This is a genomic window from Ktedonobacter sp. SOSP1-52, from assembly GCF_016587395.1.
In genome coordinates, this window is record NZ_BNJH01000002.1 from 644,501 (window position 1) to 666,890 (window position 22,390).

General features: G+C 54.6%; 19 protein-coding genes, 1 tRNA gene and 1 other RNA gene. 9 read left to right on the plus strand and 12 right to left on the minus strand.

The window, feature by feature from the left end; all coding sequences use genetic code 11:
- Nucleotides 1-97 precede the first annotated feature (97 nt).
- The 5 genes from JMJ16_RS18510 (at nucleotide 98) to JMJ16_RS18530 (ending at nucleotide 5,681) form a co-directional block, all read left to right on the plus strand.
- Entirely contained in the window at nucleotides 98-1,129 is a 1,032-nt protein-coding gene (locus tag JMJ16_RS18510) for a zinc-binding dehydrogenase (RefSeq protein ID WP_201383853.1), read from the plus strand.
- 173 nt (nucleotides 1,130-1,302) lie between these two features.
- Nucleotides 1,303-1,488 carry a hypothetical protein gene (locus JMJ16_RS18515; RefSeq protein WP_201383855.1) on the plus strand — a complete coding sequence of 62 codons (186 nt, stop codon included), beginning with the start codon at nucleotides 1,303-1,305 and terminating at the stop codon, nucleotides 1,486-1,488.
- A 208-nt stretch (nucleotides 1,489-1,696) separates the two neighbouring features.
- Nucleotides 1,697-2,401 carry a response regulator transcription factor gene (locus tag JMJ16_RS18520; protein WP_201383857.1) on the plus strand — a complete coding sequence of 235 codons (705 nt, stop codon included), beginning with the start codon at nucleotides 1,697-1,699 and terminating at the stop codon, nucleotides 2,399-2,401.
- A 30-nt stretch (nucleotides 2,402-2,431) separates the two neighbouring features.
- Nucleotides 2,432-4,027: a cell wall metabolism sensor histidine kinase WalK gene (locus JMJ16_RS18525; RefSeq protein WP_201383859.1), complete on the plus strand. Its 1,596-nt coding sequence runs from the start codon at nucleotides 2,432-2,434 to the stop codon at nucleotides 4,025-4,027.
- 325 nt (nucleotides 4,028-4,352) lie between these two features.
- A complete protein-coding gene (locus tag JMJ16_RS18530) occupies nucleotides 4,353-5,681 on the plus strand; it encodes a DUF4032 domain-containing protein (protein ID WP_201383861.1) in 1,329 nt (442 codons plus the stop codon).
- An 88-nt stretch (nucleotides 5,682-5,769) separates the two neighbouring features.
- Here JMJ16_RS18530 and recA read toward each other — a convergent pair whose 3' ends face one another.
- The 7 genes from recA to tyrS all read right to left on the minus strand — a co-directional run bounded on the left by recA (nucleotide 5,770) and on the right by tyrS (nucleotide 13,471).
- Nucleotides 5,770-6,888 (minus strand): recombinase RecA, encoded by a 1,119-nt coding sequence (gene recA, locus JMJ16_RS18535; RefSeq protein WP_268887318.1) that lies wholly within the window; start codon nucleotides 6,886-6,888, stop codon nucleotides 5,770-5,772.
- A gap of 583 nt (nucleotides 6,889-7,471) precedes the next feature.
- Entirely contained in the window at nucleotides 7,472-8,083 is a 612-nt protein-coding gene (gene recR / locus JMJ16_RS18540; protein WP_201383863.1) for a recombination mediator RecR, read from the minus strand.
- 24 nt (nucleotides 8,084-8,107) lie between these two features.
- Nucleotides 8,108-8,404, minus strand: coding sequence for a YbaB/EbfC family nucleoid-associated protein (locus JMJ16_RS18545; RefSeq protein ID WP_201368635.1), 297 nt, complete (start codon nucleotides 8,402-8,404; stop codon nucleotides 8,108-8,110).
- 15 nt (nucleotides 8,405-8,419) lie between these two features.
- Nucleotides 8,420-10,708, minus strand: coding sequence for a DNA polymerase III subunit gamma/tau (gene dnaX, locus JMJ16_RS18550; RefSeq protein WP_201383865.1), 2,289 nt, complete (start codon nucleotides 10,706-10,708; stop codon nucleotides 8,420-8,422).
- A 199-nt stretch (nucleotides 10,709-10,907) separates the two neighbouring features.
- Nucleotides 10,908-11,007: signal recognition particle sRNA small type (gene ffs / locus JMJ16_RS18555), an RNA gene on the minus strand.
- Between the two features lie 253 nt (nucleotides 11,008-11,260).
- Nucleotides 11,261-12,136, minus strand: coding sequence for an S-methyl-5'-thioadenosine phosphorylase (gene mtnP / locus JMJ16_RS18560; protein WP_201383867.1), 876 nt, complete (start codon nucleotides 12,134-12,136; stop codon nucleotides 11,261-11,263).
- A gap of 120 nt (nucleotides 12,137-12,256) precedes the next feature.
- Nucleotides 12,257-13,471: a tyrosine--tRNA ligase gene (gene tyrS / locus JMJ16_RS18565; protein WP_201383869.1), complete on the minus strand. Its 1,215-nt coding sequence runs from the start codon at nucleotides 13,469-13,471 to the stop codon at nucleotides 12,257-12,259.
- A gap of 320 nt (nucleotides 13,472-13,791) precedes the next feature.
- Between tyrS and JMJ16_RS18570 the strand changes: the two genes are divergently transcribed.
- The 3 genes from JMJ16_RS18570 (at nucleotide 13,792) to JMJ16_RS18580 (ending at nucleotide 17,042) form a co-directional block, all read left to right on the plus strand.
- Nucleotides 13,792-14,238: an Hsp20/alpha crystallin family protein gene (locus JMJ16_RS18570; protein WP_201383871.1), complete on the plus strand. Its 447-nt coding sequence runs from the start codon at nucleotides 13,792-13,794 to the stop codon at nucleotides 14,236-14,238.
- Nucleotides 14,239-14,539: 301 nt separating this feature from the next.
- On the plus strand, nucleotides 14,540-15,190 hold the full coding sequence (gene infC / locus JMJ16_RS18575) for a translation initiation factor IF-3 (RefSeq protein WP_201386150.1): 651 nt from the start codon (nucleotides 14,540-14,542) through the stop codon (nucleotides 15,188-15,190).
- A 502-nt stretch (nucleotides 15,191-15,692) separates the two neighbouring features.
- Nucleotides 15,693-17,042 carry a S41 family peptidase gene (locus JMJ16_RS18580; RefSeq protein WP_201383873.1) on the plus strand — a complete coding sequence of 450 codons (1,350 nt, stop codon included), beginning with the start codon at nucleotides 15,693-15,695 and terminating at the stop codon, nucleotides 17,040-17,042.
- A 129-nt stretch (nucleotides 17,043-17,171) separates the two neighbouring features.
- Here the strand turns inward: JMJ16_RS18580 and JMJ16_RS18585 are convergent, their stop codons facing one another.
- From JMJ16_RS18585 to JMJ16_RS18605, 4 genes are all read right to left on the minus strand, one after another.
- A complete protein-coding gene (locus JMJ16_RS18585) occupies nucleotides 17,172-18,089 on the minus strand; it encodes a hydroxymethylglutaryl-CoA lyase (protein ID WP_201383875.1) in 918 nt (305 codons plus the stop codon).
- Nucleotides 18,086-19,552 carry a hemolysin family protein gene (locus JMJ16_RS18590; RefSeq protein ID WP_201383877.1) on the minus strand — a complete coding sequence of 489 codons (1,467 nt, stop codon included), beginning with the start codon at nucleotides 19,550-19,552 and terminating at the stop codon, nucleotides 18,086-18,088. The genes JMJ16_RS18585 and JMJ16_RS18590 overlap by 4 nt, the downstream gene beginning before the upstream one ends.
- Nucleotides 19,553-19,635: 83 nt before the next feature.
- Nucleotides 19,636-21,066: a bifunctional UDP-N-acetylglucosamine diphosphorylase/glucosamine-1-phosphate N-acetyltransferase GlmU gene (gene glmU, locus JMJ16_RS18595; protein WP_201383879.1), complete on the minus strand. Its 1,431-nt coding sequence runs from the start codon at nucleotides 21,064-21,066 to the stop codon at nucleotides 19,636-19,638.
- 204 nt (nucleotides 21,067-21,270) lie between these two features.
- Nucleotides 21,271-21,345 (minus strand) — tRNA-Gln (locus JMJ16_RS18605).
- Between the two features lie 266 nt (nucleotides 21,346-21,611).
- On the opposite strand from JMJ16_RS18605, the gene JMJ16_RS18610 reads away from it, so the two are divergent.
- On the plus strand, nucleotides 21,612-21,998 hold the full coding sequence (locus JMJ16_RS18610; RefSeq protein WP_201383883.1) for a PPOX class F420-dependent oxidoreductase: 387 nt from the start codon (nucleotides 21,612-21,614) through the stop codon (nucleotides 21,996-21,998).
- 120 nt (nucleotides 21,999-22,118) lie between these two features.
- On the opposite strand, the gene JMJ16_RS57165 is transcribed toward JMJ16_RS18610, so the two are convergent.
- Nucleotides 22,119-22,277, minus strand: a complete 159-nt coding sequence (locus JMJ16_RS57165; protein WP_201386151.1) for a helix-turn-helix domain-containing protein — start codon at nucleotides 22,275-22,277, stop codon at nucleotides 22,119-22,121.
- Nucleotides 22,278-22,390 lie beyond the last annotated feature (113 nt).

Consider the following 22,390-nt stretch of genomic DNA (forward strand, 5'->3'; position numbering starts at 1 on the left):
CATACAATGAAGAGGAAGATCCCAGAAGAACCTGTATGTATATTGTAGAGTAATCTGTAGAGTAATCTCGAACAAAACATCAAGGGAGATGCACCATATGAAAGCATCGGTTTTTCACGAGCATGGTGACACACGGGTATTGCGCGTTGAGGACCTACCCCAGCCCACGCCAGGCCCTACCGAGGTTGTCCTCAAAGTTCATGCCTGTGGTATCAATCGCCTGGATATTTATTCACGTACCGGTCGCACAAAAATAGCGCCTATGCCGCATATCTCTGGCTCTGAGGTCGCGGGCGAGATCGTCGCGGTAGGTGATACGGTACGTGGTCTGACTGTCGGACAGGCGGTCGCGGTAGCCCCCTATCTTTTCTGCGGTCAGTGCGAATTTTGCCGTTCAGGTGAGGAGGCCATCTGCCTCAAAGGAGATATTGTTGGCCTGGGCAGCCAGGGTGGCTACGCCGAGTATATGCGCGCGCCAGCCTCCAGCATTGTACCCCTTCCCGAAGGCGTCGACGCTGTGTCCGCCGCGGCTGTTGGCCTGGCGGCAATTACGGCCTGGCATATGTTGACAAAGAAAGCGCCCCTCCAACCGGGCCAGGATATCCTGATTCAAGCTGGTGGCAGTGGGGTCGGTAGCGCGGCCATCCAGATCGCCAAGCTGGCTGGGGCACGTGTAATTACGACGGTCGGAAACGAGGAGAAACGCGCGAAGGCGCTTGAGCTTGGCGCCGACGATGTCATTAATTACCGCGAACACGACTTCTTTCAAGAGGTTCGTCGCCTGACCAATAAGCGAGGCGTAGATGTCGTCTTTGAGCATATTGGACCAGAAACCTGGGAGAAGAGCGTCGCGTGCCTCGCGCGTGGGGGTCGCCTGGTCACCTGTGGCGCCACAACTGGTAACGAGAGCAAAGTCAATATCTGGAACCTCTTCGCCAAAGAACAAACGCTGCTTGGTTCGTATGGAGGCACGCGCCAGGACCTGGCAGATGTCCTCAAACTGGTCGCGCGGCTCAAATTCCTGCCGGTGGTGGATAGCACCTATCCGCTTGAGCGTGTTGGCGAGGCGCAGCAGCGCCTGGAACGCCGCGAGAGCTTTGGCAAATTGATTGTGACCCCATCTGTATAATGAAACTGTCGAGGTATCGTTCAGGTACCGGGCGGTATTTCGTTTATGACTATCGCAGATCTTATTCCGAAAACCAACGCCACTACCGTGGCTAGTGCTTTACCCATTCGGGCACAAGCGCACTCAGGTTTTCGGAGAAGAAGACACCAGTAAACGAAAGGATGACAGTTTTCATGGCAACAGTTGTGAAAGAGTCGCGCCCATCTTCCAACCATCACAAGGTTGAGGTTATTGATGTTCCCGAGCAGTCATCAAGTCGCAGAGGATGGACGATCAGCCTGATCGTTACAGGTATCCTCGCTGTAATCGGTACAACGACCTTTTTTGTGTGGCGCCGCCTCTCCGCTGACGAGGAATAACCTCAAAGGGGATAACGCGCTAACCTATTTTTGAGAGGCCTTGCTCAGGTGCCTTTCAAAGCAAGAGAATGGCTGGTTCAGACATACACTGAATCAGCCATTCTCTCTTGCTTATCAGCCTCTCTTCTTTTCAGCCCCATTTCAGCAAGATCAGGTAATCATATAATGATAGAGAATATTCAACCTGATAGAAGCGAGCAGCGAAGTAATGCAACCGCCAACATTCACAAATGCGCACATCCTGATCGTTGATGATGAGACGCGTGTGACCAGCGCCCTACGGCGCAGCCTGGCCTATGAAGGCTACCAGGTATCGAGCGCCAGCAATGGGGAGACCGCCCTTGAGCTAGCACGCACCAGACGACCAGACGTGGTTATTCTCGATATCATGCTGCCAGACATAAATGGGCTAGAGGTCTGCCGTTGTCTCCATCAAACTCAGGCAACGCCCGCGATTCTCATGCTGACTGCCCGTGACACAGTCGCAGATCGCGTCACGGGACTGGAGATGGGGGCCGACGATTACCTGGTCAAACCCTTTGCCCTGGAAGAACTGCTTGCCCGCGTTAAGGCCCTCCTACGCCGCAAACAGCCTACAGAGGTCCATGGAGAGCTTCTCTGCTTCGCAGATCTAGAGCTTGATACCGCGACACGCCAGGCACATCGTGGTCAACGCATGATTGACCTGAGCACAACAGAATACGAATTACTGACGCTCTTTTTGCGCAATCCACGCGTAGTCCTCACACGCGGCCTGCTCATGGAGCGTATCTGGGGCAACGACTTTGAGGGCAGCCCCAATGTGCTGGAGGTCTACATCGGACACTTGCGCAACAAACTGGAGCGCGAGGGCGAACAACGCCTGCTCCAAACCATACGCGGCACTGGCTATGTCCTGCGCTTACCTGACTAATACATTCAGCACATGTGGAGAAAGATCAGTATGTCCACACTCTCTCAGCGAACTATTGCTCCCAGGGACCATAGTAGAACCCGGCGAGGGCTATATATCCCTCTGCATCTACGGCTCGCCTGCTTTTATACACTTCTCCTTATTGGGATCTTTGCCTTCTTTGGCATCTATGTATATCAACAAGCTCGCCAGCAAGCCTATCAAGAATTAGACAATGCCCTCAGTACGCGTGCGGCCAGTATCCAGCTTGGCAAGGACCTCTCGCCCTCATATATGAGTAGCGAGGGCACGAAATATCCCCTGCTCTTGCCCGGCGACAATGGCATAGGTATCGGCGGTATCTCCATTGAGATCCTCAGCACAAAGCTCCAATTGTTAGCCACCACGACGGGCGTACTGGAAGGCGGCACAAGCATCAGTCACCAGTCAGCACCGCCCGCTCCCTGGGATGAGAAGGCCGCACAGGCCGCGCTTCGTGGACACGGGTGCCATGAGAACACCGCCGCCGGCGCGTGTCTCTTTAGCACCATCACTTACAATGGGCAAACCGTTCGCGTCTATACCCTGCGCAATGATGACCCCTACCCCACGCCTCATATCATCCAGACCGCCCGGAGCACAGATGATGTAGAGCAATCCCTGGCCCACCTACGTCAACTCATTCTCGAGGTCTCGCTTCTGGCCTTACTGCTCGCGCTTCTAGGAGGCTGGCTGATCGCGCGCGGGGTTTTAAGCGCCGTTCGTCGCCTGACCCTGGCAGCGCAAACGATTAGCGCCTCAAGCGACTTTAGCAAACGTGTCTACCTTCCCAACAGCTTCTGGCGCGCACGTGATGAACTGAGCATACTCAGCGAGACATTTAACCAGATGCTTACAAACCTTGAAGAGGCGTACCTGCGCCAGCAACGCTTTGTGGCCGACGCCTCACATGAGTTACGCGCACCCATTACCTCAATCCGCTGCAATCTCGATCTGCTAAACAAGGCACCCGATCTTCCAGGCGAAGAGATAAGCGCAGCTCTCACCGACACCCAGGCCGAGGCCGAACGGCTCGGACGCCTGGTTAATGACCTGTTGACCCTGGCACGCGCCGATAGCACGCAGCAACTGCTACGTGAAGCTCCCCTCACGCTTTATCATACACGTATCGATCTGGATAGTCTCCTGCTGGATACCCTCCGCCTCTTTCGCCATCGAAGCGGGCAGACATCCATATATCCACGCCTGCTTCTTCAGCATACGGAACCAGTGCAAATCTATGGGGATGCCGACCAGCTCAAGCAGGTCCTGGTAGCCCTGGTGGATAATGCCTTCAAATACACCCCCCCGGAAGGCACCATCACGCTCTCACTGCGCAGCCATGAACACAGGCAAGCCTGCATCGTTATTAGCGATACTGGCATAGGCATTCCAGCTGAGGATCTTCCGCACATCTTTGAGCGCTTCTACCGGGCAGATCCAGCCCGCTCACGTGATCGTGGCGGTAGCGGCCTGGGACTCGCAATCGTGAAACGCATCATTGAGAACCATCAAGGTAACATCCAGGTAGAGAGCACGCCAGGCGCCGGCAGCAGCTTTACGCTCTGCTTTCCCTCAGTACCAATTGCTCCAGGCGAACAAGCATAAGCCCAAGCCAGCTTGGACCCTACAACTTACTGGATGTACCTCCATCCTGCGCCTGAATTTGCGTAGATCTCCGAAAGCATGCTATCATCACACTGAAAGCAGTCCGTTTCCTGATGGCAAAATGCCAGTGTCATAACATACACAGGGAGGTGAGAGTATCGGTACATTTACACTACCTTCAGACAACAATGTAAAGATTCAACTGCATGTTCCACGAGCAGATAAGAAGCAGCTTGAGAAGCTTCCCTGGCACGCTCAGCTCGAAGAATGGAAGCAACTGGGCGTCCCTCTTCTGGTCATTCGTCGTGGTGCATCGCGCCATCCGGTGGTCTTCGTTGAGAGCGAGGGCGCGCGCTACGCGATCAAGGAGACGACGCCACACATGGCCGAGCGCGAGATTCGCAACTTGCGTGAGATCGAGCGGCGCGGTATTCCTTCCCTCAGTCCCATCGGCACTGCGCACGTGTCGGCTCCTCCCATTCCGATAGAGGTACCCGGCGTCCCTGGCATGCGGCAATATATCAATAACGACCGTGGCTATACCATCACGCGCCTCGCTCCACGCGTTATTCCTCATGTCCTGCTCTATCGCCTCCCATTGAAGAAACGCTCCAAGCACAGCCTGCTCTCGGCTGTAGCGGTCTTAATGGTTGAGCTACACGAGCATGGTATCTACTGGGGTGATCCCTCTCTCGCCAATGCATTAATTCGCATCGATGGGAAGCGTGTGCTGGGTATCATGGCCGATGCGGAGACAGTTGAGATCTTTCCGCAAGCCGTCAGTGAGGGGCTGCGCCAGCAGGACCTGGCCCACTTTGGCGAGTCGCTGGCCTGGCAGGCCGAAGATTTACGCCAGGCGCGGGGACTGCCTGAAGAAGAACAGGTCCTTGATGATAGCGATTTTCGCTATTTTGAGCGTCGCTATCGCTGGCTCAGGCGCGAACACGCGCGCCTGGCGGATGGGCAGCACTTCGATACGCTCTTCCAGGCGCAAAAATTCCTGCACTCGCTCAACCGCTGGGGCTTCTCGCTGCTGGATATGACCGGGCGTGCAGTACAGCAGTTTACGACGGTGCTACCGGGCTGGTATCAGCGCCGCATCTATGAACTCATCCATATCTCCATCCCCCGGCCCTACGCACGTCGCTTCTATAACCTGATCCTGGGACACCAGGCCATTCTCAGCGAACAGGTCCATCGCCCCGTCAAACTAGAGGTCGCGGCCCGCGACTGGTACCGCCGCTACCACCTACCCACGATTCTCTTGCTGCGCCAAACCCTCACGCAAGAACAGGACCCTATGCAGGCCTACTTTGCCATCATGGATCACAAGTGGAATCTCAGCCTGAAGGCGGGACACGAAATTCCGCTTGAGGATGCAATCACTGACTGGCATATGGAGGAGGCCAATACCGGCGAGTTGGGCGCGGTCGACCCGGCAAAGATGGCGATCTGGTGGCGTGAGCGCACGCCAGTCCCAGAGGCCCTGGCTCCGCCTTCTATTGAAAGCGAAGAGCTTGAGCCACTGCTGGCGACCGCCGAGCGCCCCCTCGTTCGCCTACAACAGCCAGAGCTTGAGCAGAAACTGCCTAATATCCTGGAGGATAGCCAGAGGCCCAGGAAGATTACCACCTCTGACCTGGAACAAAACTGAGAGGTATGGTGCGCCCCTGGTAGCCTGCGGCTACCAGGGGCGCACCATACCTCTTACCAATGAATCTGGCGTTACACGAGGAGAGGAGCTACTCCTCGCCCTCGGTCGCAGCGATCTCTTCCTCGGTCTCCTCTTCTTCGACCCCTTCGATCTCGCCACCACGGAAGGTGTTCATGTTGTTGCGGATCTGGTCATCGATAGCCTGAGCCACGTCGGTGTTCTGACGCAGGAACTCTTTGGCGTTCTCACGACCCTGGCCCAGGCGAATATCGCCAACCGTGAACCAGGCACCGCTCTTCTTCACCAGGCCCATCTCCAGACCAATATCCAGCAGGCCACCCTCGCGAGAAATACCCTCGCTGTACATGATATCGAACTCAGCGGACTTGAAGGGAGGCGCGACCTTGTTTTTGACGACGCGTACGCGAGTGCGGTTACCAACCACGTCCTGGCCCAACTTGATGGAGTCAGTACGGCGGATATCCAGGCGCACCGAGGCATAAAACTTCAGCGCCTTACCACCGGCCGTGGTCTCTGGATTGCCGAACATGACACCAATTTTTTCACGCAACTGATTGGTAAAGATAACCGAGCAGTTCGAGCTGCTGATCGCGCCCGTTAGTTTACGCAGGGCCTGGCTCATCAGACGCGCCTGCAAGCCTACGTGCGAATCGCCCATCTCGCCCTCGATCTCGGCACGTGGCACCAGGGCCGCCACCGAGTCAACCACGACCACGTCGACGGCATTGCTGCGCACCAGGGAGTCGACGATCTCCAGCGCCTGCTCACCGGTATCCGGCTGAGAGATCAGCAGGCTATTGGTGTCAATACCGCAGCGTGAGGCATAGACACGGTCAAAGGCATGCTCAGCATCGATGAAGGCCGCGTATCCGCCCATCTTCTGCACATTGGCGATAACGTGCTGACAGAGCGTCGTTTTACCAGACGATTCAGGGCCATAGATCTCTGTAATACGCCCACGGGGCAAGCCACCAATACCCAGCGCCAGATCCAGGGCAACAGAGCCGGTGGATATGGCCTCAACCTGGACCTTCGCCGTATCGCCAAGCTTCATGATCGCGCCCTTGCCAAAGCGGCGCTCGATCTGCTGTAAGGCTTGCTCAATGGCTCGTTCTCTCTCGGTTGTAGCGCCGGAGCTGCTGGTGCTATTGCGGTCTACTGTGGATTTTTCTTTCTTCGTACTCATCAGCGATTTCTTCACACACAGGGTGCTAGGAGTAGAGACAGATAGGTCCATCATCTCCTTGCCCCGCGTGTTCCTCCTTTTTCAATCCTCTCAAAAGCCTGTCAAAGTCGTTGAACCGCCCCGCAACGCTCCTGGGACATCAGCGCGCAGAGGTTGGTAATCACCACATGCTTCCTCGCATTCGCCTGCCTCTCCCGACACAGAACGGCGATGATTTGGGTGACACTTATTCTATTCTCTGGTGGGGGTCAAAAACCGGAAATAGATTTCTCCCTATACGCACTATGATCTTATTCCGAAACCCATCCTCATTCGGGGACCACCTAAAGGTGGCACGGCAAGCCTTCACTTGCGTGTCTAGCGCTTCCCCCATTCGGGGACAAGCGCGCTCAGGGTGTTCGGATCAGAAGTATGTATGTATGCGCTCCCAATAGTGGTCGCCAGAAATTAGAACAAGAGTACCATAATCCCAACTACCTGTCAAGCGATATCGCCTCTCCGCACAACAAACACGCGTTACACACATGAATAGCCTGAGACAAGAAAAATGTCAGAATACAGCGATGCTGTATTCTGACGATTATTACAATTCGCGCCGTCCCTCAATGGCTCGTCCAAGCGTATCTTGATCGGCATACTCCAGGTCGCCGCCTATGGGAAGGCCGCGTGCCAGGGAGGTCATATGCAAATCGGGCAGGTTCAGCTCATTTTTGATATAGAGCTTAATAGAGCCGGCAGTATAATCTCCCTCAAAGCCTGGATTGGTAGCAAAAATGACTTCACGAATATGCTCATGATCCAGGCGTTTGAGCAATTCATCGATCCGCAGCTCTTTACGACCGATACCATTCATTGGCGAGAGTGCTCCATGCAGAACATGGTAGAGTCCCTTATACGCACCGGTCTTTTCGAGTGCCAGCACATCCAGCGGCTCCTCGACGACGCAGATCACATCCTGCTCCCGACTTGGATTACTGCAAATCGGACATGGGTCGGTCTCCGTAATATTGAAACAGCGCGAGCAGTAGACAATGCTCTCTTTGACCCGTATGATGGCCTCGGCCAGACGCCGGGCATGGTCATTAGGGCTACGTAGAATAAAGAACGTGAGACGCTGCGCCGTTTTGACGCCTATCCCTGGCAGCTTCGCGAATTCTTCGACCAGTGCTGCAACTGGCGGGGCAATATCGCTCATAGTTCCCTTTTATTTGCAATGGCACTAGAACAGCCCGGGGATGCGCATACCTCCCGTGGCATTGTTGACGAGTTTCTGCTGAGCATCGGTCACCTTATCAAAGGCATCCTTCGCCGCGGCCTTCACCATCACCTCGAGTTCCTCGATGTCCTCAGCATTAAAAGCCTCGGGATCGATCTTGACACCCGTTACTTCATACTTGCCGCTCATCTGAATCGTGACCGCACCACCACCAGCAGTTCCAGTAAACTGGTTCTTCTCCAGGTCTTCCTGCATTTTCACGAGACGCTGCTGCATCTTCTGAAGTTCACGCATATTCATGACTATTGTTGCTCCTTATTTTAAATGTATGTCTTTTACTTCGGCTTTAAACATCCGCATGACCTCCCGCACCACTGGATCGCTCGAAGCCTTGTCCTTGACCACGTCCAGGCGCGAAGCACTTGAGCTTGCCAGCACATCAGCAGAAGGTTTCTCTGGTATATTCTCTCGCACCGCTTGCATTCTGGCAAGGGGAATCGCAGAGACCTGAGACACAGGTGGTCTCGTCACGGTTGTAGAGGCCACTGGCGCGGCTGGTGAGATATCGGCGATGGGAGCCACCTGGCGCACAGGCTCTGGCCGTGGTGGAACCGCTGGCACTTGCTGAACAGGGGGCATGGCTTGCAGAGGTGGTCGCGTCGTCAGCGGAGAGCGCTCTACATGAGCCGAGGCCGATTGCAAACCAGCCATCAGCGTATTGAGAGTGCTACTCATGTCTCCCCCGCCATTACGACCATTTCCAGCCTGGCCACCCAGGGGAGGCAGGCCCACACCTCCAGCCTGGCCGGGGATACTGGCCCCAGGCGCGAGCGTCCGCAGGCGGCATTCCACACCCAGCTCTACCTTAAGCGCCCATTCAATCGCGCTCTGTGGCTCCTGTGACTGCAACGCTTTATAATGTACATCATAATTGGCCTGAATGACGACAATGGGGACACCATGCGCCTGCTGCACATCAACCAGGGCATAGCCATTGAGGAAGGCCGCGATACGCGCGCCATTCTTCCGCGTCTTCACACGCTTCTTAATATACTCCCATTTCTCACGCACGTCATTGATGGAGAGCGATGGCACTTCAGAGAGAGCGCCACCTGTAATCTCCTGCGGCGTAATGGGCATCGCGGTAGTAATTTCCTGCGATCCCGCGGGCGTTTCGTCGGCACGATCCTGCTGCGAGAACGGAGCAGAGACCTCTGGCTGGGACAGCCCCTCAGTGATCTCTGGCGGCTCTGGCTGAGTAGTCACAAACTCGGGGCGCTGCATCCCAGGCTCCCGCGCGACAACAGGCGGTGTGGGCGTGAATTTATATTCAGGCTGCGGCTGGGGGGTCGCGGGTCGCGGCTGTGGCAGGCTGATTGATCCACCCATAGGCGACTGAATAGAGGTCGTGGGAGGCGCGACAGGACGCGGCTGAGGTGTAGCAGCGCGTGATTGGGGCGCGGGAACCGCTACGGGCAGCTCTGTAGAGAGCACTGACTCGCCTCCCTGCGCCCGGCGATGCAACTCAACACAGCTTAAGAACGCCAGCTCCAGGCCCAGTTGGGGTGTGCCCTGGCTCTTCTGCACCAGCTCATTCTGCGCAAAAATACGCGCGCACTCAATCAGCTCTTCGAGGCGGAAGAGCCTGGCCGCTTCCCTGATTTCGTTGATCTCTTCATCGGTGCTATCCGTGATCTCCGCGATATTAGCACCCGCACGAGCCAGCATCATCGCCCGCCAGAACTCGGCCACCTGCGAGTTCAACTGGCGCAGGTCCGCGCCCGACTCCATCAGTTCCGCGATCAGGTGCAGGCCCGCCGGGCTGTCGAGGTTGGCAATAGCGGAGATAATCTTCTGAATGGCACGAGGATCGGCCACACCTAGCATCGTCTGCACCTGGGTAAGCGAGATTGTATTCCCCGCGTAGGCAATTGCCTGGTCAAGCAGGCTCAAGGCATCGCGCATACCACCAGCGGCCGCGCGCGCGATCAATTCCGCGGCTCCACCCTCGAGCTGCACCTGCTCCTGCTGGGCCACGCGACTCAAATGCTCAATGAGTTGGCGCATGGTGAAGCGTTTAAAATCATAGCGCTGGCAACGCGAGAGCACGGTTGGCAACATCTTATGCACATCAGTGGTTGCCATGACAAAAATAGCATGTGGTGGCGGCTCCTCCAACGTCTTCAAGAGTGCGTTGAAGGCTTCCACTGTGAGCATATGGGCCTCGTCGAGGATATACACCTTATACTTCCCACCCGTTGGGGGGACCATTACCTTCTCGCGCAGTTCGCGGATACTGTCGATACCACGGTTGGAGGCGGCATCAATCTCGATCACATTGAATGAGTTACCAGCCGTGATTTCACGACACTGCTGACACTCATTACAGGGTTCGCCATTGTGTGGATTCAGACAGTTGATAGTCTTCGCGAGGAGGCGCGCGGTAGTGGTTTTGCCGGTGCCACGAGGACCAGTAAAGAGATACGCATGAGCGAGAGTCCCGCTCTTGAGCGCATTACGAAGGGTTTGTATAACGGCTTCTTGACCAACAACTTCAGAGAAGGTCTGCGAACGCCATTTACGGTAGAGAGACTGTGAGGCCATCTAAAAACTCCCGTCTGGACTGCTTCATGACGGGCCACGAACCGACCCCCTGTTTCCAGATTGACCGTATCTCCACGAAGCCGCGAGATACGCTATACGATAGCCTTCCGTCGTATCGAGGCGGCCAGCCAGCCATTCGAGAGCAGAAAATGTTGCAATAGACAGAGAAAACCGACTTTCGCCCGGTCCTGCCGGTCAGCGCAATCGGGTAACCCTGCGTCACCCAGAGAGGTCCACTTATCGCTGCTTCCTCACGGACCTGACGAGATTCATAGACATCTGCCGCGCAGGCCCCAATTACGCCGACCGACAGGACCCGAAGAAAATCGGCCTGTCCCATCGATCATGTTCTTTCCGTTCACGGGACGTTGCCTATTGTACTCCCCTCCCCCCTATTTGTCAAGCACTTCCAGGGCCAAAAACCAGGTCTTTTCATTCTCCTTTAATAGCCTGCCTCGGCTCGCTGCGCGAGCCTTTAAACAAGATGTGTGGGAGGAACAACGGCTTTCGCTGTTGTTCCTCCCACACATCTTACTGGTTTGTTTGCTACATCTAGGAGAGATACTTCTCGATAAGCAGGCTATACTTCTCTTTGACTTCGGCGGGGATACGTGAGGGATCAGTCATGATCGCGCTTGACAAAGCGGTCCCACACTGACAGGCTGCATCTTCGCGCCCGAACGCAACCTTTTGCGCTACGGCACGCAGGATACGCTGGGCGTTGGCGACGTTGGCGCTTAGATTGGCGACGACCATCTCGACTGTGACCGCGTCATGGGTATCATGCCAGCAATCATAGTCGGTCACGCAGGCGATCATGCCATAGCATAGCTCGGCTTCGCGGGCCAATTTGGCCTCGGGCAAGGCGGTCATGCCGATCAGGTCGAAGCCAAGCTTACGATTGGTATTAGATTCGGCCTTCGTTGAGAAGAGTGGGCCTTCCATGCAGACATAGGTGCCACCCTCATGCACGGTCACATCGCCCAATTCTTGCGCGCTCTGGAGCAGAATGGTGCTCAGGTCGGGACAGAAAGGGTCGGCAAAGGGACAGTGAACGACAATCCCGCCTTCAAAGAAGCTATTCACGCGACTCTTCGTGCGATCAAAGAGTTGATCGGGAATCACCAGGTCACGTGGGGCGTAGTCCTCGCGCAGGCTACCTACGGCGCTCACCGAGACTACGTACTGAACGCCCAGGCTCTTCAAGGCCCAGATATTCGCACGCACGGGCACCTCGCTCGGGCTCAGGCGATGCCCGCGCCCATGGCGAGGCAAGAAGGCCATGCGCACACCCTCAATCTTGCCGACTGTAATCACATCGCTGGGCGCGCCAAAAGGTGTCTCGACCTGGATCTCCTCAACCTCGCTCATCCCCTCCATCTGGTAGAGTCCACTGCCGCCAATTACGCCAATTACCGCCTCTGGCATATCTCACTATTCTCCTCATCACATAGAGCACGCAAGTGTGCGCCGTATGTTGACTAGCATCAATGCAATTCACGAAAAAAGAAGGAAGGGCACGCGAGCACTCTTCCTTCTTACGTTTACTTAGGCCGTCAGGCGCAGGTACTGACGCTTACCCACTTTGAGGATCGCCCCAGGCGCCACCGGGACGACAAACTCGCCATCGGTGATGCGCGTGGCATCGTCGCTCTCGCCCTGCAAGAAGATCGAGACGCCTCCCTGCTTGATCAGCTCGCGCGCCTTGTTGTTACTGGCAGCCAGCCCTGCGGCAACCATCAGCGCCACGATATTGGTAGGCTCGCTCACGGTATATGAGGGAATATCCGTTGGCAACTTGCGCTCGGAGAACTGGCGAATAAAGGCCTCTTCCGCCTCCTGGGCTTCGGGCAGCGTGTGGAACTCGGTCACAATCTCGCGGGCCATGCGTCGCTTCACGTCGCGAGGATTCAGTGTGCCTTCCTGAATCTTGCGCTCAAACTCATTCAGCTCCTCGGTCGAGACATCGGTCAGAGCCTCGAAGTAGGTGCGCATAGCGTGGTCGGGAAGCGACATGAGTTTTCCATACATATCATTGGCGGGCGCGGTGATGGCAATATAATTATCCAGCGACTTGCCCATCTTCTTGACGCCGTCCAGGCCAACAATTAAGTTGACCGTCAGGATCTGCTGCGACTTCTGACCAAAGGTTGGCTGCAATTCGCGACCCACCAGGAGGTTAAAGGTCTGATCGGTACCACCCAGCTCGACATCGGCCCGCAGCGCCACGGAGTCATAGCCCTGGAGCAGCGGATACATAAATTCGGCCAGGTAGATCTCAATCCCGCTCTTATAGCGCTTGGAGAAGTCATCGCGCTCAAGCATCTGGGCTACCGTCTTATACCCGAGCAGCTTGATCGCATCTCCCAGGGAGAAGGAATCGAACCACTCGCTCTGGCGCCGCACCTCGGTCTTCTCGCGATCCACGATGCGGAAGAACTGGTCGAGGTAGGTGGCGGCATTGGCGTTTACCTGCTCTTCGGTCAGGGGTTTACGCGCCTCTACACGCCCGCTGGGATCACCCAGGCGCGCCGTCCAGTCGCCGATAACCACGACCGGCTTATGCCCCAGTTGCTGGAACTGGCGCAGCTTGCGGAACACGACGGCATGGCCAATCGTGAGGTCGTAGTGTGTGGGATCAACACCCAGTTTGATGCGTAGCGGCTCTCCGTTATTGCCTTCCAGCAGCAGACGACGCAGGTCTGCCTCTTTTTCCACCTGCGCGACACCACGTGTCAGCACATAGTCAATTAGTTGCGTCATTGGTTTCTCTTGTACAGACACCTCAACAAACCTCTCAGCGTACAAATTTGCGCATGCTATAGCTCTTTTTCACGCATTCTGCGAAAAATTAATTAAGCGCATTGTAGCAAAATAGCTCACTCTCGTCGAGTAGGACAACTTGATAGTCTCACTATCAAGTTTTCTAACAATTCTCTTATATACCTTTTACGTTCCTCTAACACTCCCCGAAGTATACTATCGACAGAGAACAAGAGATACACAAACAGGCGGGCGAGAGCCATATACACTCCGTCCGCACCTATATAAAATACTTTCTTAGTAAGAAGGAGAACTATACAATGGCTAACATTACTCGCTACAACCCTTTCAATGAGTTCGTTTCTCTGCGCGAAGCGATGGATCGCCTCTTTGAGGACAGCGTGATTACACCACGCACCACTGGCACCTTCTTCAATCGCGCGCTGCCAGCCAACCTGTATGAGACGGCAGAGGACTTTACGCTCCAGGTACCGATGCCCGGTGTCAAGCCTGAGAATGTCGAGATCAACGTCCAGCAGGATGTGGTGAACCTGAAGTGGCAGACAGGTATAGAGATTCCTGAGAATGCGACCGTGCATTATCATGGATTCCAGAAGGGCGAGTACCAGCAGAGCTTTACTGTTCCTTCGCCCATCAACTCCGAGCGCGCCGAGGCAAGCTACAAGGATGGTATCCTGACCCTGCGCCTCCCCAAAGCGGAGCATGCTCGCGCTCGCACCATCAAGGTCAACGCTGCCAACAGCTAAGCGAGACAATCTCAACAAAGGGGCTTTCGACAACGAAGGTTGCCTGATACGATAAGGATAAGGAAGAACCGGGAGGCTCATATCCCCCAGCTCTTCCTTATCCTTTAGCCCATAATGCGCTCTTGCAAACCAGCTTCTCCCGTAGTATACTAGTACCATTCGCTGCTGGACGATAGCGGATCAGTATGTCATGTGCTTGAAACCATGAGCAGATATCTTACCGCTCAGGTTAACGAGCAAACGTGATGCATAACGGAACGTCATTCAATATTCACTCATCACCGAAGAGGAGGTTCGGCCTATTAACAGGGACTTTCGTGGCAACGACAACAGACCACGTGAGACACGTACTAACGAACGCGTCCGTGCTCGTGAGGTACGCGTTATCGATGAAAATGGCGAGATGTTGGGAGTGATGCCCCCAATGCGTGCTCTTGATATCGCACGCGAACGTGACCTTGACCTGGTCGAGGTATCTCCAAATGTAGTTCCACCTGTATGTAAACTGATGGACTACGGTCGCTTCAAATACGATCAGAACAAAAAAGAGAACGAGGCCCGCAAAAAGCAGAAGATTGTTACCGTCAAAGAGATTCGCCTGCGCCCTCGTACCGATGACCATGATATCGAGGTCAAGACACGCAAAATTCAACAGTTCCTTGCTGAAGGCGACAGAGTCAAGGTTAGTGTCCAGTTTCGTGGGGCAGAGATGCGCCACCCTGAAATTGGCCGCCGTTTGCTCGACGACATCGCCGAAGTCTTGAAAGGGACCGTAACCATTGAGCGTACTCCTTCAATGGAAGGACGTATGATGTCAATGATCCTTTCTCGTGCCCCCGGCTGGGAACCGCCCAAGAAACAAACTCCCCCTCCCTCTGACAAGCAAAAGGCTAGCGATACTCCCGCTGAAGAAACGCCTCAAAGCAGCGATGCAAAGGACGCGACACCATAAGCGCTACTCTGCGCCCGGTCGCTCTTTTCTGTCTGTCTGTCCTCTTTACGATCGTTCCGTAGAAAAGGAAAACAGCATGGCAGAAGAAGTCACTATCAGGCCACAAAAAAGAGAGCATAGGTTATAAACCATGCTCTCTTTTTTTATGGTCTCCAGACGATTTTCCTTTTTAGGAACTTTTTCGCTATGCTCACCTTGGAGTTAGGCAGCAAGCAGAAAAGAATTGAAAATCCTACATTTCCTCTTTCAAGAATTGACTTTTGCGCATAACACAACTAAGATAGAATCACATTTTACAACAGATACATAAGTAACAATATACTCCTTTGGAGAGTTCTACCGTTTCCCGTACACACAACATAACGCCACATGGAGGCTTCTCGGTGAGTAGATATGATGACCCCCGCTGGTATGAAGAGCAGCATGGCAATTCCATGCCCCTCAACCTCCAGCATATGATGATCTGAACCAGCTACCTCCTCCCCCTGCACAACCTGGAGGAATGCCTGGCTACCCTTACGCTCCCGCCCCCTATAATCCCTACCAGCCCTACCAGCAACAGCCTGGAGGGCCGCAAGCCGGGCATCAGCGCCCCAAACGGCGCAATCTTGGCCGCATCTTCGCCCAGGCTCTGACCCTGGTCGCACTCGTCGTGCTTGCCTTCTTTGGCGGCTGGTTCGCGCACCAGCTTTTCGGCAATTCATTTTCCACTCCCAGCAGCACTGATTCGCGAGCTTATTCGAACCTCATTCAGCAAGCCTGGACCGTTATCGACCAGCATTATGTTGATCGCAAGGCCGTCGATTACAAGAACATGTCCTACTCCGCGATTCGCAGCATGGTTGATTCCTTGAAGGATCGAGGACATACGCGTTTTATGACGCCTGAAGAGGTCCAGTCCGAGAATCAACAGTTGAGCGGCAAATTCATCGGAATCGGTATCTACCTGCACCAGGATCCCAAAACCAAGGATCTCTCCATTGCGAGCACCATCCCTGGCGCTCCTGCTGAGGGTGCGGGGCTGAAGCGCGGCGATATCCTGCTCTCGGTCAATGGGCAGGATGTGCGTGGCAAGGATACAACAGCGGTCAGCCAGCTGATCAAGGGAGAAGCCGGGACAAGCGTCACCATTAAGGTTCAGCGCCCTGGACAGAATCAGCCGCTCACCTTTAAGATCGAACGCAAGGAGATCAACGTTCCCAATGTGATTCTGCACTATATCCCTGAAGAGCATGTCGCGCACATTCAGATCGTGCAGTTTACCAATGGCGTCTCCGACCAGTTGCGTGACGCCCTCCAACAGGCCAAAGATAAGGGCGCGAAGAAATATATCCTCGACCTGCGCGATAATCCAGGCGGCTACCTCAACGAGGCCACTCAGATCGCCAGCATGTTCGTCAAGAGCGGCAACGTACTGATTGAGAAAGATAGCAGCGGACGGGAAACGCCGGTACCCGTTACTGGCAGTACGATTGATACCCAGAGCACGCTCGTTGTCCTGATCAATACCAACTCTGCCAGCGCAGCAGAGATCGTTACCGCGGCCCTCAAAGACAATAACCGTGCCTTCGTCATCGGTGATCCACATACCTTTGGCACCGGAACGGTTCTACAGCAATACTCCCTCTCGGATGGCTCGGCAATCCTGCTTGGCGTTCAAGAATGGCTTACCCCAAAAGGAAAGTTCATCCGCGACAATGGAGTTGAACCTAACCAGGTCGTCAAATTGCCAGATAGTAGCGCGCCACTTACCCCCGCTGATGAGAATAGCGGCAACTACTCACTCCAAAAGATACTGAGCAGCGGCGACACCCAGTTGATCGCGGCCCTCAAGTATCTGCAAAATCACTAAGCTAACATTCTCGCCCTGGTAGACATGTAATACGCCCTGACAGCCTTCAGCTGTCAGGGCGTATTACATGTCTACCAGGGCGAGCCACCGCAGGTGCAAGGGCATCTCGCATACATCAAGAAGATAGCGTTAATTACAGGCAGACATGGCAGCCTGGTAATACTTGCTTGTGGGGGTATGACCAAGGAAAGGGGCGATGGTACGTGTTGCCGCGACGAGCTTCTCCAGGTTTACACCTGTCTCAATCCCCATGCCATTGAGCATATACACCAGGTCCTCGGTCGCCAGGTTTCCAGCCGCTCCAGGCGCATAGGGACACCCACCCAGGCCACCCGCTGAGGAATCCACAGTCGTAATCCCCATCTGTAAGGCCGCCAGGACATTGGCCAGCGCTGTGCCACGCGTGTCATGGAAATGAACCGCTAGCTGGCTCGCTGGGATGCTGTGGTGGGAGAGCAGAAGATCCAGTACTTCGATCACCTGCTTTGGCGTCGCAACTCCAATCGTGTCCCCCAGGGAGAGTTCGCTTACCCCCAGTTCGAGTAAGGCCAGCGCCACATCCGCCACTTTTTCGGGGGCGACCTGGCCCTCATAGGGACAGCCAAATACTGTTGAGATATAGCCGCGCACCGGGACGCCTTCCTGGCGCGCTAGCTCTATAACCGGGCGAAAGTTCTCCAGGCTCTGTGCGATGGTCGCGTTGATATTATGGCGGGTAAACTCCTCGCTGGCCGCGGTAAATACGGCGATAGTACGCACGCCTGCCGCCAGGGCGCGCTCCATACCCTTGCTGTTGGGGACCAGGACAGGGTACTCAACGCTCTCCAGGCGCTTGATGCTTTGCATCACCTCGCTGGCATCGCTCAACTGTGGAATGGCTCGTGGGCTGACAAAAGAGGTGGCCTCGACAACTGGCAGCCCCGCCGCACTCAGAAGGTTGATGAAGCGAATCTTCTCCCCAGTTGGAACCTGTGCCTTCTCGTTCTGCAAGCCATCGCGTGGCCCAACCTCGACCACGCGCACACGCTCAGGCCAGGAGACGCTCATGCGACACCTCCAGATTGCTCATGGTAGCTAAAGGCCGCCTCTGGCGTGGGAGTATAGATCTGTTCGGTCTCACCTTTTTTCTCACGCTCCTGCTGTGAGGGAAGGACCAGTACCTCTCCCTGTTCCTGCTCGGGCTGTGACTTCTCCTCCGGCTTGCGCTCGACGCGAATGGTCAGAATACGGCGACCCTTGGTACCCAGCACAGTAAAGGTCAACCCCTGATAGCGCACGGTGTCGCCAACCGAGGGGATCTTATCCAGTTGCGCATACACAAAGCCACCCAGCGTGCCATAGTCTTCGTCCTCAAGCTTCATATCCATGATCTCGTTAAACTCATAGATACCAACCATGGCGTCAAAGACATATTCGTCATCGCTCACCTTCTCATACAGGTTCTCTTCGCGGTCATACTCGTCTTTGATGTCGCCCACAATCTCTTCCATTAAGTCTTCGATAGTGGCCAGGCCCGTCACAGAGCCATATTCATCGACAACAATGACCATGTGGACGCGTTTCTGGCGGATCTCGCGCAGGAGGCCATCAAGCTTCTTAGTTTCAGGGACAAAGTAGGCGGGGCGCACCAGGTCACGAATCAGCAAGTGATCATGCCCCTCGCGCAACTCTTTGAGCATATCTTTGGTATAGAGGACGCCAATAATATCATCAATCCCTTTCTCAGCATCATAGACCGGGATACGCGAGAAGCCACCCTGCATGGCGACATCCACCGCCTCGGTGACGGTCGCGTCACTGGCAAGGGTGATCATATCGATGCGCGGTACCATTACCTCGCGGGCCGTGGTATCGCCGAACTCGAAGATGCTGTGGATCATCTCGGTCTCTGCTTCTTCGAGGATTCCCTCTTCTTCGCCCACGGTTACCAGCATACGCAGCTCCTCCTCCGTGACGAAGGGGCCTTTGCGCTTCACATGCCCGCCCAGCAGGCGAACCAGGGCCGTAGTCACGACGCTCAGGAGGGCGACCAGCGGACGCAGAACCCAGGCCGCCGCCAGGACGGGACCAACCAGGGTACGCGCCCAGCGCATAGGATTCTGCACTGCCGCGGTCTTGGGGGTAATTTCACAAAAGATAAGCACCACAGCGGAGGTAATCACCGAAGAAAGCAGCTCACCCCATGATGAGGAGAAACGCAGCGCCAGAACTGTCGCCAGGCTGGAGGCCACAATGACGGCCACACTGTTGACGATGAGGATAGTCGAGAGAAAGGTATTTGGCTCTGCGAGGAGACGCTCAATCTCGATGGCGGGCTTATCGCCCTCGTCAATGAGATTTTTGAGCTTGATACGACTGACAGAAGTTAACGCTGTCTCAGCAGCGGAGGCCACACCACAGAGGATGAGCATGAGCAGCAGAATAGTAATCTGCAACCACGCCTGCCCATCCAGACTTGGTATGTGAAAATCGATTGCGGCTGCTAAACTACCTAGTTCAGGGCCGTCCATAGTTTTGTAACTGCCTTTCAAAATGTGTTCGTGCCTGATACACTTTATACGAAGTTTATAAAGTTCGGTTACACGAAGACACTTTATTGTTTTTCACCTGCGGGTGCGCTTACATCCTCTTCCTGCTTCAAAGAACGCAGAAAACGGGCAGGAACGCCAGCCACAAGTGTATCGTCGGGAACATCTCTGGTTACGACCGCGCCGGCACCCGTATACGCACGATTTCCAATCGTGACAGGAGCCACCAGCGTGGTATCACATCCAATAAAAGCACCCTCTCCTATAATTGTACGATGTTTTTCTTTGCCATCAAAATTTGATGTAATGGAACCGGCAGCAATATTGGTGCCGCTACCAATGGTCGCATCGCCCATGTAGCTAAAGTGATGCATCTGGGTCTGGGGACCAAGATAGGAGTTTTTCACCTCGGCATAGTTCCCCAGGTATACACCACGCGCCAGGTGGGCGCCAGGGCGGCAGTGACTAAAGGGTCCCACACGTACCTCGGACTCAAGCGTCGCTTCCTCCAACACAGACTGGCGAATGATACAGCGCTCCCCAATCGTGGAATGTTCAATCGTCGTGCCCGGACCAATGGTACAGTCGGCACCAATGACCGTTCTGCCCATAAGCATAGTATTTGGCAGCAGCACGGTATCAGGCCCGATTTCAACCTCGTCATCAATATACGTCGTCGCCGGGTCGAGAATCGTTACCCCGGCATACATGTGGCGCTCAAGAATACGCCTCCGTAACAACTGCTCAGCCTGGGCAAGCTGCACCCGGTTATTGATGCCCACGGTGTCATCCAGCGTCCCCTGTACCGTCGCGATCTCACGCCCTTGCTGACTGGCGATCTCAATTAAATCTGTCAAGTAGTACTCGCCAGCCGGATTGCGTGGCAGAGCCTCTAATGTAGGCCAGAGCCAGGAGCGCTCAAAGCAATACACACCCGAGTTGATCTCGTCAATATGCAGCTGCTCCGGCGTGGCGCGCTTGACCTCGACGATGCCCTGTACACGCCCAGAGGCGTCGCGCACAATGCGCCCAAAGTCAGAGGGACCTTTGCTGCGTGCGGTCAGGAAGGTAATAGTTGCCTGCTTTGTAATATGCTCGGTAACGATCTGCGCCAATATCTCGGCCCGCACCAGGGGAGTGTCGCCATAGCAGACCAGCACCAGGTCAGGCAGGGGAGAGAGGGCGTCAACGGCCTCTTTCGCCGCCAGCACGGCATGCCCTGTGCCAAGCTGTTCTTCCTGCAAGGCATAATGGCAGCGCTCGCCAAAAGCGGCCTCAACCTCCTCGGCATCATGTCCAAGCACGACGACGGGACGGTGAGTGGAGACAGTATCATGAAATGGAGCGAAGACTGACGTAGAAGGAATGGTTTCAACGGCCTTGAGCACATGATCAAGAAGAGGTGACCCGGCAAGCCGGTGTAATACCTTGTGTAGACGTGAACGCATCCGTGTTCCCTTGCCAGCGGCAAGTACCACGGTCGCATAAGTATGCATATATGTTTTGCGGCGTGAGACCCCTGTCAGGCGTAGTAGGCAACGCCGCGTCTCCTTTCAGGCTCTCGCGATGGCGAAAAGTGGCAAGTGTGCAGCTTCCCCGTTACTAACGCTGGCCGAAGCCGCAATTATTTTACAACATTGCAAATCAGACATTAGCATGCTAATGTCTGAGAGGAATGATGTTATCCATTGTTGTAAAAGTGGCTCGGGTGCCAGGATTCGAACCTGGGAATAACGGATCCAAAGACCGTCGCCTTACCGCTTGGCCACACCCGAACGCAGATATACTGCCCGGTGAGGATCTCGTCAAATCACCTCACACGCCATGTATAATACACAATCTCAAGCTATTTGTCAACATTTTTTCTCAAGTTAGACAGGGCAATCGCATCTAAATGGGCGGTGATAAAAGAAGCTCTAAAACTGCGGAGAAGTTGGAGTTTACAGAGCAACGAGAGGAATAAACTATGCAGATTATGGGGTTCTATTACATGAAAGGCGATCACGCCTTTCAGCCAAAGTAATATCGAGAGGTTATTTGCATGGCCGATTTGAATAGCCCCAAAGTTCAGAAGATACTCAACTCGAAAGCGTTCGCACATCTTGCAACAATTGGCGCTAAGGGAGAGCCAAATTCATCAGTGATGTGGTTTTTGTGGGATGAGGAATACATCAAGTTTACCCATACCACTCAACGTCAGAAATACCAGAATCTCAAGCGTGATCCGCGTGTGGCTATCACGATTACTGACCCCGATGACCCCTACACGTATGCCGAGTTTCGTGGGGTGGTTGATAAGATCGAGGAAGATCCCACTGGAGCCTTTTTCAATACCCTGGCAGAAAAGTATGGCTCCTCCTCGCGCTATCGTGGCGATCCGCGTGTGGTTTTGTGCGTAAAGGTCGACCGCATCCTGGGGTACGTGTAGGCGGCACTGCTCCCTCGTGTCTGCAACTTCTGCAACTGGCTGGTTGCAGAAGTTGCAGACACGAGTTTTTTTAGATGCAATTGCCCTGTCAAGTTAGAGGCATTGTAATTTCTCAAAAAATTACAATGCCTCATCTCTCCTGATTTTTCGCGCTTCTACAAACTTCTCAAAATCATCAACACGGACACGAAGAATATTCCCAAAGCGGTAAGCACTCAATGATCCCTCACGAATATAAGTGCGTATAGTTTCCTCTTTTAAGCCAAGACGCTTCGCGATCTCTTCAACTGACTTCTATCTAGAACACCATCCCCCTTGACAAACCCTTTCATCCTGGTTACACTTTATATATACACAATACAACTAATATATTAATAATGCTTCTTTTTATA